This is a genomic window from Acinetobacter sp. YH16038, from assembly GCF_013417275.1.
GTDB lineage: Bacteria > Pseudomonadota > Gammaproteobacteria > Pseudomonadales > Moraxellaceae > Acinetobacter.
Genome location: NZ_VPEG01000004.1, coordinates 45,919 through 62,316 on the forward strand (window position 1 = coordinate 45,919; position 16,398 = coordinate 62,316).

Below are 16,398 nucleotides of genomic sequence, written 5' to 3' on the forward strand. Positions count from 1 at the left end.
AATAAAACGCAAAAATAAGTCTTAACAGGCACGTCCGCTATATTGCACGGATTGAGCAATCCCTTGTTCTAGTTAAAAATGAATCTGGCAGGGCATTTCAACCTGATAACCTGGGCCGGGTGCAGTCGCGAATCGTACAGGAGCACCTATACTGACACTTTGCTGAATGGTCGGTGTTCCCAGCGGAAGTTCAATGGTGCGAAGTACAGTATAACTCAGACGTTTTTCCGTTTGTACAGGTGCTTTTGAGGTCTTAAAACCGAGTGCAGTTAAATCCAGATCCTTGCGAATCGACTCTGCAGATTGGCCGATATATTGCTATAACTGCTGATCTATTTGTCGTAATTTTGTCGAATTGGTAGTGGCGCAGGCAGTCAGGCTGATTCCTAGGATCAGAGAAAACAAGATTTTTTGCATGAATGATTCACTGTTTTTATTAGAAGAAAAATAGAAATTATTATCTTCGAATGCAGTATAGGGAATGTGCAGGGGAATTGATATAAAAGAAAAGACAATAAAAAAGCCACTGGATGAGTGGCTTTTGCTTCCGCTAAAACTTAGCGCGCACGGTATGTGATACGACCCTTAGTCAAATCATAAGGAGTCATTTCGACCTTCACGCTATCGCCAGTCAAAATACGAATATAGTGTTTACGCATTTTACCAGAAATATGGGCAATTACTTCGTGACCGTTTTCTAAACGTACACGGAACATAGTATTAGGAAGCGTCTCGGTGACAACGCCTTCGAACTCGATGAGTTCCTCTTTATTGGCCATAGCCTACCTGAATGAATAAATTGGAAAGGCGCAAATTATAGTCAATTTTTTCGCAAAACACAAGGTGTAACGGGCGTTAGACTGATCATCTGTCAGTAAAATAAGCGAAGTGTGAGTTTAAACTTTTTAACTAAAAAGCGTGTGGTATCTGTTGTCAGTTTGGTCAATCACAGTTAATCTAATTTCAATCTTTTTAAGTATAAATGAAGTACATACAAGGAAGGTTTTTGAGTGAGTCAGCTAACGGATGCATCAGTCGTATTGCGTTTAGGCTATCAAGCGATTCGTCGTGCAGGTTTGCCAACAGAAGAACTTCTGACAAAAGCAGGAGTCGCTTTAAATCAGGTGGAGACCAATGATCGTACTCCGCTCAGTGCTCAGTATGCCTTCTGGGTTGCCGCAGAAGAGGTCAGTAAGGACCCGGATATCGGATTGCATCTGGGTGAACATTTGCCGCTCTATCGCGGACAGGTGATCGAGCATCTGTTTATTTCATCAGAGAATTTTGGTGAAGGCTTGAAACGTGCACTGGCTTATCAGCGTCTGATCAGTGATGCCTTTCATGCCAAGCTGGTGGTCGAAGACGATCGCTGCTATCTGACCAATGGTGAACAGCCTTTTGCTGAAAGTCTGGTCAATCGTCACTTTACCGAATGTGCGATGTCGGGTGTGCTGCGTTTCTTTAAATTTATTACTGAAGGCCGCTTTGAACCGATCTATATCGATTTCAATTTTTCCAAAGGCGCGGCAGATGAAGAATATTTCCGGGTTTATGAATGTCCGGTAAGTCTGGGACAGAAAGAAACCCGTTTGTATTTTGATCCAAGCATTCTTGATTTCCCGCTTTGGCAGGCAGAGCCGGAACTGTTGCAGCTACATGAACAGCTGGCAATTGAAAAATTACAGGAACTGGCTCGTTACGATTTAGTCGGGGAAGTGCGTCGGGCTATTGGCTCTACTTTAGAAAGTGGTGAAACAACGCTAGAAACTGTAGCCGCTCAACTGAATATTACTCCACGCCGTTTACGTACCCAGCTCAGTGAGGCTAATACCAGTTTCCAGCAGATTCTGTCTGATTATCGCTGTCGTCTGGCTAAACGTCTATTGGCGAGTACCAATGAAAGTGTGGAGCGGATTGTTTATCTGACTGGATTCTCGGAGCCAAGTACCTTCTACCGTGCTTTTAAACGCTGGACCAATGAAACGCCGGTGGAATATCGGAAGCGCAAGCAGCGTTAATCTTTAAAATCTAAAATCCTCCCCCAACCCCTCCTTTAATAAAGGAGAGGAGTTCCTCCCTTTTTCAAAGGGAGTTTAGGAGGGATTTAAAAATTAAAAATAATTAGCTTATTCCGGCATATTTAACCAGTATGGACCCAAAGGTACTTTGGGTAGGTCAAAATACTCTGGATATTCAGCCTGGATAAAATACAGACCGTCCGGTGGTGCGGTAACACCGGCTGCTTTACGATCTTCTGCTGCAAAAATATGGTCAATATGGTCAACCCCATACATGCCTTGGCCGATTTCCAGCAAACAGCCCATGATATTGCGTACCATATGATGCAGGAAGCCATCCGCCTGAATATCTAGAATCAGATAAGGCCCATGCTGGATCAGGCGGCAGTGACGGACGTGACGTACCGGCTGATTGGACTGGCAGGCTGCTGCACGAAAACTCTCAAAGTTATGTGTGCCTTCAAACTTTGCAGCCGCTTCAATCATCTTTTTGACATCAAGTGGATAGTAAATATGAGTGACCTGTTTATGCAGCAAGGCAGGGCGTACCGGATAGTTATAGACAATATAACGATAACGGCGTGCCTGTGCTTTAAAGCGTGCATGGAAGCCATCATCCATCTCCTTGATCCATTGGATTGAGATATCCTTAGGTAACTGGCTATTTGAGCCCATTAACCAGCCTCGTTCAGAACGCAAGGCATGGGTATCAAAATGTGCGACCATATTGGTCGCATGCACGCCGGCATCGGTTCGGCCTGCACCATGCAGAATAATCGGTTCATCGGCAATTTTACTGAGAACCTTCTCGATGGTTTCCTGAACACTGATTACGCCCGGTTGTTGAGTCTGCCAACCTCGATAATTCGTTCCACAAAACTCAATTCCCACCGCAAAACGCTGCATAATGACCTCAAAACCTGACTAATCGTACCAATGGGCATGCCATTGTTCTACCGTGTCATATTGTAAATACATTTTTAGGGCTTTTGCATAAAGATCAGCATGGCCATAACTTTCATTGAGTAGAATTTTGCAATCATGCACCCATTCAGCAATGGCATAACGCTGATCGGTGGCACCGAAAGGCACTTGAGTAGTTAAGACCGAGATACAGCCTTTGGCATAGAGCTGATTGATAAAATCTACGATCTCTGGATTGACGGCCAGATTGCCGGTTCCAAAGCCTTGCAGGAATAGAAAATGCGGAGGATAGGCCAAAATATTTTTCAGATTATTGAACTGTTGAACTAAATCGATCGGCTGCATCATCAAGCTCATACAGTTAAAATCCAGAGCTTTGGCAATATCGTCTGCTGTAACCTGATGACTTTGCTGGTTGGCCTGAATAGCGATATGCGCATCCAGACCAGTAAAGGCATTCAGCTCAGTGGTATGTTGCTTTAAGGCAGTTTGAGCATGAATCAGTTGCTGATGAAAAGCCAGATAAACACCTGCATTACACTGAGTTACTGAAGCGAGCGCAAAGCTCAGATTGTCCATGGCATCGCTAAATTCGCGTTGCGCATCGCCTTCAGCATTCAGGAGGGGATACTGGCTGCCAGTCAGCACAATATGAGCCGAATTCCCCATAAAATGTGCCAATACTGCGCTGGCATAGCTCAGGGTATCTGTCCCGTGAATAATCACAAAATGTTGTATCTGCTGTTCAGATTGCAGATTTTGGATAAATTGCACCAGTTCTAACCAGTCTGTAGCAGTACAGGCACTACTGTCCTTAATCACAGGAGCGCAGTAATACTGAATGAACGGTTGATCTGTAAGTAGCTGTTCCAGTTTTGGAATAAATAAATCGGCAGACATAGGGGCGAGCGGATCACCGACACAGCCAAAGGTGCCGCCCATATAAATCAGTGCAATATCTTTCATCATAAAAAAAGCAGCCAAATGTGACTGCTTTAGTGTAAAGGGAAATTGATTAAGATGCGATTTGATTCAGCAACTGATCGGCTTGCTGACGTTGTGCTGCTGTATATTCAGCTTCACGTTCAGCTATGACTTCACGGGCAGCTGCATAAGCGCCTAACTGGATATATTGCTGTGCCAGCTCCAGGTTAAGGTCCGCTTCATTAACTTCCATCAGTTCCGGGAAGGACTGCACCAATGGATCATGTTGATCGGTTGTTGAAGTCACAGGCGCTGTCGGAATCTCAAAATTCACCCCTGTAGAAACAGGAGCCTCTTTTACAGCTTCGACATTATCAAGTTTAAAATCTAGTCCAGATGTTTCAGTCGCAGCAGGCGTTTCAGTTGCAGGCGTTGCAATATCGAGGCTAGACAGGTCAAACTCAGTCGCAGGTTCGGCGGTTTTTTCCGCTGCAGGTGTTGGAGTGTCTAGAGAGAAAGAGAAATCTAAAGGCTGGATTTCTTCTGTTGTTGCAGGCGCTGATTCTGTTTCTAAGGATATAGATGGTTCAAGCTTAAGCTTAAAATCCAGAACCGGTGCTGACTCAGTTGCTGTTGTTGGAGCAGTCTGGGTTTCAGCAGTATTCATCTGAAGATCAAATTCAACTGAATTATCTGATACAAGCGAAGCTTCTTCCGTTTTTACTGGCTCAGCCGCTGGAATCTTCGGTTCAAAGTTGAACTCTAAGGGTTGGATATCAGGTACTGGTTCCGCTACAGCAGCTGGTTTGCTTGGTTGCAGTTCCTGTTGTAATGCATCAAATGCCTGTTCGTTTGAAGCAGGAGTGGCAACCAGGTCTGCAAAGGCATCTGTAGAAGGTTTGCTTTCCTGTACAGGAGGGGTTTGTGGCTGAGCACTTGGGAAATCAATAGTATCCTGAACAGCGACCGAAGAGTTTTCAAACTCACGCTTTTTGACCTCAGCCTGAGCCAGAATATCTTCCAGTTCCAGAGAGCGAACATGGTTAATCAGCTGTGAAATCGCAAATTCATCTTTTTGCAGGATATGAATGTCGAGTAGCAGTAAATACAACTCATGTTGAGAATTATCGCGATTCAGTGCCTGATTGATTTGCGCTTCAGCTGCAAAGAAATTACGTTCCTGAATCAGACCTTCAATTTTCTTGCGTGTCTCTGCTGATAGAGGCGTTGCTGATTTTTTAACGACTCCGGCTGGCTCGACCACTTTGGTTCTTTGTGAAGTGGATTTTGACGCAGCGCCAGGTTTTTTCGCTTTTACAGTTTTAGTTTTTGCTTTATCTGATTCTTGAGCATCTTGTCGTTTTTTTACGACAATTAATACGATGATCAATATCACTAATGGAATCACATAAATCAGCATGTTTTACCCCTTGGGGATAGAGTCATTAAGTTCGCCTATCCCAATAAATCGTCATGTGTAACTTTTTAATTAATTGGCTTTTTATCTGCCTGTTGTGCTTTAAGCTGTTGTTGCAGCTGGGCAAGACGAGCATTTAATAATTGAATTCTGTGATCCTTCTGATTGAGTGCCAATTCTAGTTCAGTTACGTTTCTCTGTAATTTAACGGTTTTTTCACGGGCTGTCATAACTTTTAATGACAACTCTTTCGAAGTTCGATTTTCTTTTGTGTTTGAGTTGGCAGAAACCTGGCCGGAATCACGCTGATTCTCGGCAACCAGGCTCATTTCAGCCTCATTCAGGCGATATTTGGTTTTTGCAGCAGGTTTGGAGGGTGCTTGAGCAGACTTAATCGCTGCGGCCTGTATCGGAGTTTTCGCAGTATGAACGGTCGCTAAATTAAGCGCTGCACCTTTACGCAAGCGGTTGGCATCGCCTCCAATAAAAGCATGTTCATTCTCACGTTTGATCTGCTGCATGACCTCACTCACTGGACGCTGCTGTTCATTGGCAATCCTGGAAGCAATGCCCCAAAGCGACTCATTTGACTGTACCACATAGGTCGGTTTGATCTGGGTTGAGACGCTTTGTTTGAGAGCTGTTGGCTGTGCCTGAGTTTTAGCCGCTAAACTTGGTTTGTCCTGTGCAGTAATGGATGCAGCCTGCTTGCGTGCCTGTTGTTCTGCATATTTTTTGACAAGTGGATCACTGGACACCATCTGATTTTCAGTGCTTGTCGGTGCAGAAACTTGCACTGAGGCCACATTTTTATTTGTTGGATCTACTGCAACTTCAGCTGGTTTTGTTTCAGCCTGAACTTTTGTCGCTACAGCCTGTAAGTTTGGCGTTACATCTGCTTGAGTTACAGCCGTGTTGATTGCTTTGGATGGAGTATTCACTGGCGCAGTGTTTACAGTACCAGCTTGCTGTGAACTATGACTTGTCGTTGCTACCGCAGTTTCAGTATTAAGTTTTGTTGGGCTCGCGATCTGAGCTGCAATACTTGATGTTGGCTCATGGGTAACAGCAGCTATGGCTGTTTTAGGAATCGAGCTGGCTGATAATGCAGGAGGTGCTGTGTTTTGTAAGGCTAACGGTTTTTCTGCTACAAATGAGGTGGCTGGTTTGGATGGGGCATTGGTATAACGCGTACTCACCGGTAAGTTCAGGGCAATATCTTTTTCACTCACGACTACGACAGGCGCGAGTGGCTGTTCATTCTGTTTCAGGCTGGCCTGTAACAAATCAGTTTTAGGTCTTAATGCAGTACGGATATGCTGTAGGCGTGCTGCATTGCCTTCCTTTATTTTGACAATGATATTTAATTCACGATCAGTGACCGGGCGCGAGGAGGTAATGGTAATAACCCCAGTACCATTACTGTTGCGACGGGTGAAAAAATTTAAATGACCCGGTGGCTGATGCGATGCATCCATAGAAATCAGGTCTTCTGGCGAGGCTAAACTTACCTCAATGGGCAAGTTAATATCTGATTGACGGAAATTCATTTCCGCATAAAGCAATTCCCCAGGTGCAGACTGGATTTGTACCGAATCTACATTAATCGCATAGATATTTTGTGAAGCAACAATGGCTAAAATGGCAAGCTTTAATTTGTTATATACAGTCATCTGTGAGCTCAGTCATTATCGCATAGCGAAAATTATAGATTAACGGGATGTTTGTTTTTTGTAAAATACTTACGCAATAGTTACACAAAAAAGCCGATCAATAAAGATCGGCTTCATGCTTTATTTCCTGACGGAAACTTAAGAGTTTTTATAGTCAATCAAGATGCGCAGCATACGACGTAAAGGTTCTGCAGCACCCCAAAGTAACTGGTCACCTACTGTGAATGCACCTAGGTATTCTTTACCCATGTTCAGTTTACGCAGACGACCAACAGGTACAGTTAATGTGCCAGTCACTGCGACAGGAGTCAGGTCAGTCATTGAGGCTTCACGAGTGTTTGGCACGACTTTAGACCAGTCATTTGCATTTGCAATGATATCTTCGATCTCATCCAGTGGAACGTCTTTGCGAAGTTTCAGCGTTAATGCCTGAGAGTGGCAACGCATTGCGCCAATACGTACACAGTGGCCATCAATCGGTACAATCTGCTGGTTACCTAGAATCTTGTTGGTTTCAGCCTGACCTTTCCATTCCTCTTTAGACTGGCCGCTTTCCAGCTGCTTGTCGATGTATGGAATCAGAGAGCCCGCTAAAGGTACACCGAAGTTTGCAGACGGGAAGCCTTCACCACGTTGCAATTCAGCAATTTTAGAATCAATGTCCAGAATTGGTGAACGCGGATCATCTAGCAAGTCTTTGGTATTGTTATATAAATAACCCATACCAGTAATCAGCTCACGCATGTTTTGCGCGCCAGCACCCGAAGCTGCCTGATAAGTCATTGAAGTTGCCCATTCCACCAGATTGTTCTGGAACAGACCGCCTAAGCCCATCAACATCAGGGAAACGGTACAGTTACCGCCCACGAAAGTTTTGGTGCCTTTGACCAGACCATCTTTGATTACATGCATGTTCACCGGATCAAGTACGATAATCGCTTCATCATCCATACGCAGGGTAGATGCTGCATCAATCCAGTAGCCATCCCAGCCTTCAGCTTTAATTTTCGGGAAAACTTCAGTGGTGTAATCGCCACCTTGACAGGTAATAATGACATCCATTTGCTTCAGACTGTTAATGTCTGTTGCATCCATAAGTGCTGGGGCAGTCTTACCACCAAATGCCGGAGCTTCACCACCCGCATTACTGGTAGAAAAATAGAATGGCTCAAAATGAGCAAAATCATTCTCTTCAACCATACGTTGCATAAGGACGGAACCCACCATCCCGCGCCAACCGACCAGACCTACTTTCATGTCACTTTGCCTCGGTGCGTTAAAAAATCAAAAGGGATTCGAGTGTATCAAAAAGGGACGTGACTGCAAGAGCTACACAATCAAAACATCAATATTCTTGAGCGAAATATCTGCTTTATGATACATACAAAATTGATAAAGCAATTTTTCTTTTAGAAAAAATAATAACTTAGTAAAGAGTGTATCTTATGGTAGGGTTTATCCAGATCATGGCAATCGTGGTCATCTGGTTAAGTTTTTGGTCGCTGATTCCCCGAGATGAATGGTGGATTCGTGGTGCCGATTTTCCACGTTTACAGATTCTGGTTTTGGGCTTCATAGCCTTTGTTCTTTTTCTCCTCGTCGATCATCCTTGGACGGCCTTCAATCAGCTGCTTTTTGTTGGTCTGATCGCAGCTTTGGCGTATCAGCTAAAAATGGTGCTGCCCTATACCTTTGTCTGGAAAAAACAGGTCAAGCAGGTCAAGCAGGATCAGCTGGATCCGGATCGTCAGATTTCCCTGATTGTCTCTAATGTCCTCACGACCAATACTAAATATCATTTACTGATTGAACAGATCCAGACCCATCAGCCAGACTTGGTCTTAACGCTGGAAACCGATCAGGCATGGCAGGATGCATTGGCTGTCATTGAGCCAGATTATCCCTATCGGGTGCCCGTACCTTTGGATAATCTGTATGGCATGCATCTGTACAGCAAACTTGAGCTGAGTGAAACCGAGGTTAAATTTATTCTGAGCGATGAAATTCCCTCGATTCATACCAAGGTCTTGTTACGTTCCGGACAGCCGGTACAGCTCTACTGTCTGCATCCGAAGCCGCCAAGTCCAACTGAAGCCAAAGATTCAACCTTACGTGATGCGGAACTGCTGATTGTAGGGGATCAGATTAAGGATCTGGATGAAAGCTGCATTGTGATGGGAGATTTGAATGATGTGGCCTGGTCACGCACGACACGTTTATTCCAGCGTATCAGCGGTTTGCTGGATCCACGTGTCGGTCGACGCTATGTAAATACCTTCCATGCCGATTATCCTTTATTACGCTGGTCGCTTGACCATGTGTTTCACAGCACCGATTTCGCTCTGGTGCATATGGAGCGTTTAAAACACGTCGGGTCAGATCATTTTCCGGTTTATCTGGTTTTACAAACTGGGCGGGTATTTGAGCATCACCAGGAAGCGCTGGAAGAAACGGATCAGGATGATCAGGAAGCCAAAGAAGCGATTCAGGAAGGAATTGAAAAGGCAGAGAAAGAAGAGAAGAAAGTCACTGATAAGATTGCGATGGCATATAAGAATGAGGAGAAATTCTTATAGTTTTAGCTGAAAAGTGTACGATATTGCTTACAGCAGTTTCCGCTTCTTGCGAATGGGCAGTACAGAGGAATCCACGTATTCTAAGCTCATCAGCACAGGGAGTCGAGAAAGGATATTCTCATAAGGAAGACGAAGCTGAATGAAAACATCATGGAAATGATGCTGAAAGGGAAATCACAACAACGAAGAAGCAATTATAACATATGAAAGCACAACCTCATTAACCCGGGTTTTACAGGATGTAGAACCCGGGTTAAATTATTTTTGGCTCATTTTTTATTATAATTAATTGATTATTAAAATAAAATTTAAATTAAAAAATGGATATTACCTGAATGGAAGTTATGATTTCCGATCATGATTCAGTCAATGAATTCGAAGTGCTACAGCTCTATCTTGTCAATCAATGGTCAGCTGCAGAAAAACCTCAATTGCTTTTAAAGGCTTTGCAGCATTCTTATAGTCTGGTGACGGCACGTATCAACGGTCGGCTGGTCGGCTTGGGAAATGCGATTTCAGATGGTTATCTGGTGGTGTATTTCCCACATTTATTGGTTCACCCGGAGGTGCAGCGACAGGGTATTGGTCGTCTGATCATGCAAGAAATGCTGCAACGTTATTCAGGATTTCATCAGAAAATTCTGGTGGCTGATTAGCATGCCACTGAATTTTATAAAGCTCTAGGTTTTGAGCGTGCAGGGCATACAGAAGCGATGTGGATTTATCAAGGAATGGATCATTGAGTTGTCTTGCCAATAATACCGTTCATATTTTTTCTAGTTTTTAATAGATTTTATCATAGCCTTCAGGACGGGTCTTAAAGCGACGGTGGAACCACATATATTGCGTTGGTGCAATGCGCAACTGGCGTTCAATAATCAGATTTACCCGGGTTGCATCGTCGACTTCATCCGCACTTGGCAAGTTCTCTACCGCAGGCTCGATCAACACACAGTAACGTGGATCTTTAATATCGCCAGTCCGGTAAAAATAGAGTGGAATGGCAGCGGCCTTGGTCATTTTCAATAAGCGACGATGTGCAGTGACTGTGGCTGCAGGTACCCCAAAAAAGGGCGCCATTACACCCTGTTTTAAACCAAAATCCTGATCCGGACTGTACCAGATGGCATGGCCATTTTTCAGGTTACGCACCAGACCACGCATATCATCATGGTCAATCTGGTTGGCATAAATGGTGGCACGGCAACGGTAAATCAGCATATCAAGCAGGGGATTATTTTGTGGTCGATACACCACATCTGGCTCAAAATACTGTGCACATAAATAACCGCCGGCATCTAGCAAAGTCGAGTGGGTGCCGAGCAATAAAGCCCCTTTACCTTCTGCCTGAGCCTGCTGGATATGTTCCAGCCCTTCAATCTGTACCCGGCCTTTAAACCATTTTGGACAGTACCAGGCATTCAAGGTCTCAAATACACCGAGCATCTGGTCAATAAAGACCATACGAGCATTGTCCTGAACTTCTTGAGCTGACCATTCAGGGAAACAAACTTCCAGATTGCGAAGCGTGGTTTCACGGCGAGATTTCAAATATTTAAATGCCATCTGGCCAAGTAGACGTGCCAGACGATGCTGAATCGCCCAAGGTAAGATGGCCAGAATCATCAGAAATACAATACCCACCCAGATACCCCAGTATTGCGGTAACAGGAATGACCATTGAAATTCACCGGGTTTGTATTCTGGCGTTCGACTCATAAATTCAATATTTGAAATCAAAGATGTCAGCAGTGTAGCAGAAGAGCTTTTTGAAATAAAAAACTGTAAAATAAAAAAGCACCTGTACGAATACAGATGCTTAGTGACTAGGCGATTTAAAGATTAGCCTTTGGTCATATTTTCCAGTTCGTCCCAACGTTCCATTTTTTCCAGCAAAATCTCATCAATTTCGCCTAAACGTTCAGAGGCCTTGGTCGCTGCTGCTGCATCTGTGACAAACCACGAGCCATCCGCCAGTTTGTCAGAAAGTTCAGCTTGTTCTTTTTCCAGTGCTTCAATTTCAGCCGGTAACATTTCCAGTTCACGCTGATCTTTGTAGCTGAGTTTTTTCTTCGGAGCCGATGCTACAGGTGTAACTGCTGCTTCAGCTTTGGCCTGAGCTTTTTTGACAGCCATTTTCTGGTCAACCACAGTTTGATCTGGACGTTGTTCCAGATAATCCTGATAGCCACCGACATATTCATCAATATTGCCTTTGCCATCAAAGACCCAGGTTGATGTGACGACATTGTCCATAAAAGCACGGTCATGCGAGATCAGTAGCAGGGTGCCTTTGTATTCCGCCAGCATTTCTTCCAGCAGTTCTAGCGTCACCATATCCAGATCGTTGGTCGGTTCGTCCATCACGATCAGGTTGGATGGTTTCAGTAATAGTTTGGCGAGCAGAATACGGTTGCGTTCACCACCTGAAAGGGCTTTAACTGGCGTACGGGCACGTTCTGGGGAGAACAGGAAGTCTTGTAAATAGCTATAGATATGACGACGTTGGCCATTCACATCGACATGATCTGAACCTTCCGAAACGTTATCTTTAACTGATTTTTCCAGATCCAGCACATTACGTAGCTGGTCAAAATAAGCAATTTCCAACTGGGTACCGGTTTTGACTGTACCGCCATGCTCGATTTCTCCCAGAATGGCTTTGATTAGTGTAGTTTTACCGACACCATTATCACCCACCAGACCGATCCGATCGCCACGCATTACCAGCGCCGAGAAATCATTAATGATCGGTGCATTGTCACCAAACTTCACGCTGAGATGTTCAATCTCGAACACCACTTTGCCTGAACGCTGTGCTTCCTGAGTCGACATGTTGACTTTGCCTTGCTGGAAGCGGCGTGCTTTAGACTCTTCACGCAATTCTTTCAGAGCACGGACACGACCTTCGTTACGGGTACGACGTGCTTTAATGCCTTGACGAATCCAGGCTTCTTCTTCAGCGAGTTTTTTCTCGAACAGGGCATTCTGTTTTTCTTCTGCTTCCAGCTGCTGAGCTTTTAGGTCGAGGTAACGTGAATAGTTGCCTTCATAGCTACGCAAAATACCACGGTCCAGCTCGACAATACGGGTCGCAATACTGTCCACAAAGGCACGGTCATGCGAAATAAACAGTAAGGTCAAGTTATTCTGCTCGAGCAAGAATTTTTCCAGCCATTCAATACTTTCGACGTCCAGATGGTTCGTCGGTTCGTCGAGTAACAGCACATCAGGTTGGGTGAGCAGGGCACGTGCCAATAGGACACGGCGTTTACGACCGCCAGATAAATCGGCCAGATCCGCTTCAGGATCCAGTCCCATTTTACTTAGGATTGAATTAACCTTAGTTTCTAAAGCCCAGCCATCCAGCTGATCCATCTGATGCTGCAAATGTCCCATGCGATCACAGGCTTCCATATCGCCCAGCACGCAAGCTTCACTGGCTTCATGATAGGCACGCAACACTTCTGAAGCTTCACCAGCGCCGTCGGCAACAATATCTGCAACCTTGCCAGAATCCATCGGCACGTCTTGGGCCAGCATGGAAATGGTGATGCCATTTTGTAACGAAACCTCACCACTATCCGGAAGTAAACTTCCTTCAATCAGTTTAAGTAAGGTAGACTTACCCTCACCATTACGGCCAATCAAACATACTCGTTCACCGCGTTCCAAATTAAAGTTGGCGCCGTCGAGCAAGGCAGGTCCGCCAAATGCCAGTTGGACATCCCTTAAAGTAATATAGGCCATAATGTTAATGTTTCCTGAAATCCCAAATGAGGACTTAAAATGACTAAACAACAAAATCTAAATGATCAGGCGTCATTTTCCGCACCCATTGAAGATTTGCAAGTGCGAATTGCATTTTTAGATGATTTAGTTGAACAGCTGAATCAGCAAGTCACTCGCCAGAATCTGGAAATTGCCGATTTAAAAAAACAAATGCAGTTGTTATATCAACGTGTTGAGTCTGCAGATTTGTCCGAAGGGATTGATGCTTTTGATCCGGTCACCAACCGTCCACCGCATTATTAATTTACAAATAATTTTTAAAAAGAAAGCAAAAAGAAAGCCCTCCAGTCGCGAGGGTTTTCTTTTAAGCTGGTGAAGCTCGATAAACCTAAACCAAGTCGCTACTTTTATTCCGTCCAAGATGATCTTTAAAATCTAAATATCGTCATGGAAGGTGGAAACTATTTGACCTTTCACACACTTCCTACTCTAATAGTATTTTCTAGCTCAGTTTTTAATCTTGCCTTATGCGCCAAAAAGTTGTCCTTCTTGATCTCGAAAATAACTTTCCTACAGCCAAACTGTTACGTGACATCGTTGAACATTATCCGACCTTGTATCTGTTTAACTGTGCCGGAAAATTCGAGTTTGCTCTAGAAGAACTGACTGAGTTGGCGAGCTGGATCAGCAGTGGACAAATTATCATTCTGGATGTCCCGGAAGCAGAGCATAAGGAATATGAATATGCTGTGATTGTGGGTCAGCTGATGGCTTTGCTGGAAGCAGATACTCAGGTCGAGCTGATCTCAGCTATGGATAGCAGTGAAATGCTAATGCAGATGCTGCAGGCTTCAGATGTTGATTGCAGCCTGATTCAGGTCCTACCAGAGGATGCATCCACAGAGACTCAAGATAAACCTAAAATCCAGTTGCCAAGTATTGAAGCCATTAAAGCAAAACCAGCTTTACAGCTGGTGAAAAAGTACTGTGATGCGCTCGGCAAGATGAGTGGCAAACCGACCACGCTCGACACCTTAAAAAATTCAGTCACTAATATTCTGCAAGTTTTACCAAGCAAAGCCCAGCATGTAGTTGGCATGCTGATTAATCTGAAAATAGTCAAACGCTATGACGAGCAGATCAGTTTCCGTAAAAAAGTGCTGAAACAGTGGGTGCAGCTAGATCTCAATGAACATGTATCCGCTGAAAAACCAGCTTTGGATCAGGTAGTCTCGAAGCTTAATCCTGAAGAGCCTGTTGTTGAGCCTGTTCAATCTCCAATCCAGTCTGCCCAGCAAGGTCTGTTCAAAAACTTTAATAAAATTGATCCGGTACAGCTTGAAGTCGCACGCAAGCTGCGCGAATTACAGGGAAATAAGCCTAAAGATATTTATGAATTACGTGATTTACTCGAGCAGTTATTTCCAAAGTCAGATGTCCGTCTTTTACTTAAAGAGTTGATTGAAAAAGGATATATTTATTGGAATGGTCACGAAGTGTTATATAGTCATGAGATGTTTCTAAATTAGAATAATCTCATGAGGGCATATGAAAAAAATACTGTTATTGGATATTGAAAATCAGCCTAAAACAGAAAATGAGTTACTCAGCCTGCTCAAATCCTATGCCCTTGTTTATCTGGTTTATGCAAAATCCCCTGTAGCCTTGAGTCTGGATGGATTGCAAAATCTGTCTGCTCATGTAGTTCAAAAGCGTCTGGTCTTAATTAAAATGCCAAAAACCGGACCTGATGCTGCTGATTTTGGCTTGGCATTTGTAGCCGGGCAGTTGTCTATACAAATGCAGGCATCTGAAGCTGAATTTGATGTCATGTCGAATGACAAGAAATTTGAATATATTGTCGATTTACTCAAAGTGATGGGGTTTCAGGCACAACAGAAGAAAAAAGAAATTCAGTCCACATGTTCCACTAAATTATCTTTAGAGCACATTCATCCAGAAAAAGCCGAATTCAAACTGCTTTTCGCTGCGGTTAAACTATTAGTAAAAAATCAGCCTAAACAATTTAACTCTCTAAACAATGCCTTAAAGTCTTGGCTAAAAGGAACTTCTGCCACTATCAAGCAGGTCATTGGCCAGTTAAAAAATTATCAGCTGATTCAGATTCAGGATCAAAAAGTAAGTTATGAGCTAAATCGGATGCACGAACTGTTAAAACTGGAAGCGCTCAAACAATCGAAACCCATAGCGATTACTCTACCAAGTATTGCTGATATTCAGTTAAAGCCTCATTTACAGCGGGTCAAAATCTATAGTGATTATCTGGCGAAGAGTGGAAGTAGCCGTCCGGCCAAAACTGCAAGTTTATTAAATTCAGTACGCTCAATCTTAGGCTTAGAACACCAGCAAGCGGCGCAAGATTTCATTCAGGTTTTAAAGAAGCAGGATATTCTCAAACAGGACAATACCAAGTTGATTTATAACAGCCTGCTCATACAGGCTTGGGCTAATCTGGATAAGTCCTGCCTGATTCCAATGGCGATACAACCGCATATCATCAATCAGCCAAACACTGAAATCTTATCTTAAAACAAAGACGTAAAAGTAATAAGTACAGAGAATAAAATAGTATTTCGCAAGCGGTGCTTGCCTTTTATAGCGGGCTTATGCAAATCTAATATAAGAACATAAAGGTTGAACTATGGAAAATACCGGAATCTGGGTGGCAGTTGTCATCATCGTTTTCGTACTGGGGTCTATTTTTGGTCTGCGTGTGAGTCCCAGAGAAAAGGCATTAGGACTCATGCGTGATAAAGCCCGCAAGATGGGCTTACATCCACGTCTGGTGGTTGCGCCGGACTGGACCAATATTCCCAAGGCGACTGAAAGTCGTGCCAGTATGGTGGCCTATTACAGTGTGCTGCTTCCAGATGCCCGTTTACCGCTGATGCGTGCCCGCGTGGTTGATAACAAACTTGAACTGGTGCATGGGGATGACAAATTTAAAGATTTTCCCATTGCATTAAAGGGCATTTATGCTATTGATATGCAGGCAAACTGTGTAGGACTCTATTGGGATGAAGAATCTGATCTTAGAGCCACACAACTTGATGACATCAAGGCACTATTACATTCTTTGGCTGAACTTTAATTTTAGAAATAAACAGGATTAA

The 16,398-nt window shown here is 43.8% G+C and carries 15 protein-coding genes; 7 read left to right on the forward strand and 8 right to left on the reverse strand.

Features of this window, described 5'->3' with window-relative positions:
- Positions 1-557 precede the first annotated feature (557 nt).
- Positions 558-779, reverse strand: coding sequence for a translation initiation factor IF-1 (gene infA, locus FTV34_RS01690; protein ID WP_001284370.1), 222 nt, complete (start codon positions 777-779; stop codon positions 558-560).
- Positions 780-1,010: 231 nt separating this feature from the next.
- Here infA and FTV34_RS01695 point away from each other — a divergent pair, with 231 nt between their 5' ends.
- A complete protein-coding gene (locus FTV34_RS01695; protein WP_004781856.1) occupies positions 1,011-2,018 on the forward strand; it encodes an AraC family transcriptional regulator in 1,008 nt (335 codons plus the stop codon).
- 108 nt (positions 2,019-2,126) lie between these two features.
- On the opposite strand, the gene truA is transcribed toward FTV34_RS01695, so the two are convergent.
- From truA to asd, 5 genes are all read right to left on the reverse strand, one after another.
- Entirely contained in the window at positions 2,127-2,924 is a 798-nt protein-coding gene (gene truA, locus FTV34_RS01700; RefSeq protein ID WP_159123637.1) for a tRNA pseudouridine(38-40) synthase TruA, read from the reverse strand.
- 18 nt (positions 2,925-2,942) lie between these two features.
- Positions 2,943-3,911, reverse strand: a complete 969-nt coding sequence (locus tag FTV34_RS01705; protein WP_004781859.1) for an asparaginase domain-containing protein — start codon at positions 3,909-3,911, stop codon at positions 2,943-2,945.
- Positions 3,912-3,957: 46 nt separating this feature from the next.
- Entirely contained in the window at positions 3,958-5,286 is a 1,329-nt protein-coding gene (locus FTV34_RS01710; protein WP_180068588.1) for a fimbrial protein FimV, read from the reverse strand.
- Between the two features lie 65 nt (positions 5,287-5,351).
- Positions 5,352-6,956, reverse strand: a complete 1,605-nt coding sequence (locus tag FTV34_RS01715) for a hypothetical protein (RefSeq protein ID WP_180068590.1) — start codon at positions 6,954-6,956, stop codon at positions 5,352-5,354.
- A gap of 138 nt (positions 6,957-7,094) precedes the next feature.
- Positions 7,095-8,213 carry an aspartate-semialdehyde dehydrogenase gene (gene asd, locus FTV34_RS01720; RefSeq protein WP_004781864.1) on the reverse strand — a complete coding sequence of 373 codons (1,119 nt, stop codon included), beginning with the start codon at positions 8,211-8,213 and terminating at the stop codon, positions 7,095-7,097.
- Positions 8,214-8,401: 188 nt separating this feature from the next.
- On the opposite strand from asd, the gene FTV34_RS01725 reads away from it, so the two are divergent.
- Both FTV34_RS01725 and FTV34_RS01730 read left to right on the forward strand, forming a co-directional pair.
- Positions 8,402-9,532: an endonuclease/exonuclease/phosphatase family protein gene (locus FTV34_RS01725; RefSeq protein ID WP_180068592.1), complete on the forward strand. Its 1,131-nt coding sequence runs from the start codon at positions 8,402-8,404 to the stop codon at positions 9,530-9,532.
- A 335-nt stretch (positions 9,533-9,867) separates the two neighbouring features.
- Positions 9,868-10,188, forward strand: coding sequence for a GNAT family N-acetyltransferase (locus FTV34_RS01730; protein WP_257226088.1), 321 nt, complete (start codon positions 9,868-9,870; stop codon positions 10,186-10,188).
- Between the two features lie 127 nt (positions 10,189-10,315).
- Here the strand turns inward: FTV34_RS01730 and FTV34_RS01735 are convergent, their stop codons facing one another.
- The gene (locus tag FTV34_RS01735; RefSeq protein ID WP_180068594.1) at positions 10,316-11,251 is read right to left on the reverse strand and encodes a lauroyl acyltransferase; all 936 of its coding nucleotides are present in this window, start codon (positions 11,249-11,251) and stop codon (positions 10,316-10,318) included.
- 123 nt (positions 11,252-11,374) lie between these two features.
- On the reverse strand, positions 11,375-13,282 hold the full coding sequence (locus FTV34_RS01740) for an ATP-binding cassette domain-containing protein (RefSeq protein ID WP_180052971.1): 1,908 nt from the start codon (positions 13,280-13,282) through the stop codon (positions 11,375-11,377).
- Between the two features lie 39 nt (positions 13,283-13,321).
- On the opposite strand from FTV34_RS01740, the gene FTV34_RS01745 reads away from it, so the two are divergent.
- From FTV34_RS01745 to FTV34_RS01760, 4 genes are all read left to right on the forward strand, one after another.
- Complete coding sequence (locus tag FTV34_RS01745) at positions 13,322-13,567, forward strand: SlyX family protein (protein WP_004781873.1); 246 nt, start codon at positions 13,322-13,324, stop codon at positions 13,565-13,567.
- Positions 13,568-13,791: 224 nt separating this feature from the next.
- Positions 13,792-14,793, forward strand: coding sequence for a hypothetical protein (locus tag FTV34_RS01750; RefSeq protein ID WP_180068596.1), 1,002 nt, complete (start codon positions 13,792-13,794; stop codon positions 14,791-14,793).
- A 19-nt stretch (positions 14,794-14,812) separates the two neighbouring features.
- The gene (locus tag FTV34_RS01755; protein WP_166136250.1) at positions 14,813-15,814 is read left to right on the forward strand and encodes a PIN domain-containing protein; all 1,002 of its coding nucleotides are present in this window, start codon (positions 14,813-14,815) and stop codon (positions 15,812-15,814) included.
- Positions 15,815-15,926: 112 nt separating this feature from the next.
- Positions 15,927-16,376 (forward strand): ammonium transporter, encoded by a 450-nt coding sequence (locus FTV34_RS01760; RefSeq protein WP_004781877.1) that lies wholly within the window; start codon positions 15,927-15,929, stop codon positions 16,374-16,376.
- The last annotated feature ends 22 nt before the right edge of the window (positions 16,377-16,398 follow it).

Bases quoted from the DNA above. Each gene is read 5' to 3' on its own strand.
- infA (WP_001284370.1), bottom strand. From the start codon at position 779: ATGGCCAATAAAGAGGAACTCATCGAGTTCGAAGGCGTTGTCACCGAG.
- FTV34_RS01735 (WP_180068594.1), bottom strand. From the start codon at position 11,251: ATGAGTCGAACGCCAGAATACAAACCCGGTGAATTTCAATGGTCATTC.
- truA (WP_159123637.1), bottom strand. From the start codon at position 2,924: ATGCAGCGTTTTGCGGTGGGAATTGAGTTTTGTGGAACGAATTATCGA.
- FTV34_RS01750 (WP_180068596.1), top strand. From the start codon at position 13,792: ATGCGCCAAAAAGTTGTCCTTCTTGATCTCGAAAATAACTTTCCTACA.
- FTV34_RS01755 (WP_166136250.1), top strand. From the start codon at position 14,813: ATGAAAAAAATACTGTTATTGGATATTGAAAATCAGCCTAAAACAGAA.
- FTV34_RS01710 (WP_180068588.1), bottom strand. From the start codon at position 5,286: ATGCTGATTTATGTGATTCCATTAGTGATATTGATCATCGTATTAATT.
- FTV34_RS01715 (WP_180068590.1), bottom strand. From the start codon at position 6,956: ATGACTGTATATAACAAATTAAAGCTTGCCATTTTAGCCATTGTTGCT.
- asd (WP_004781864.1), bottom strand. From the start codon at position 8,213: ATGAAAGTAGGTCTGGTCGGTTGGCGCGGGATGGTGGGTTCCGTCCTT.
- FTV34_RS01730 (WP_257226088.1), top strand. From the start codon at position 9,868: ATGGAAGTTATGATTTCCGATCATGATTCAGTCAATGAATTCGAAGTG.
- FTV34_RS01745 (WP_004781873.1), top strand. From the start codon at position 13,322: ATGACTAAACAACAAAATCTAAATGATCAGGCGTCATTTTCCGCACCC.
- FTV34_RS01725 (WP_180068592.1), top strand. From the start codon at position 8,402: ATGGTAGGGTTTATCCAGATCATGGCAATCGTGGTCATCTGGTTAAGT.
- FTV34_RS01760 (WP_004781877.1), top strand. From the start codon at position 15,927: ATGGAAAATACCGGAATCTGGGTGGCAGTTGTCATCATCGTTTTCGTA.
- FTV34_RS01740 (WP_180052971.1), bottom strand. From the start codon at position 13,282: ATGGCCTATATTACTTTAAGGGATGTCCAACTGGCATTTGGCGGACCT.
- FTV34_RS01705 (WP_004781859.1), bottom strand. From the start codon at position 3,911: ATGATGAAAGATATTGCACTGATTTATATGGGCGGCACCTTTGGCTGT.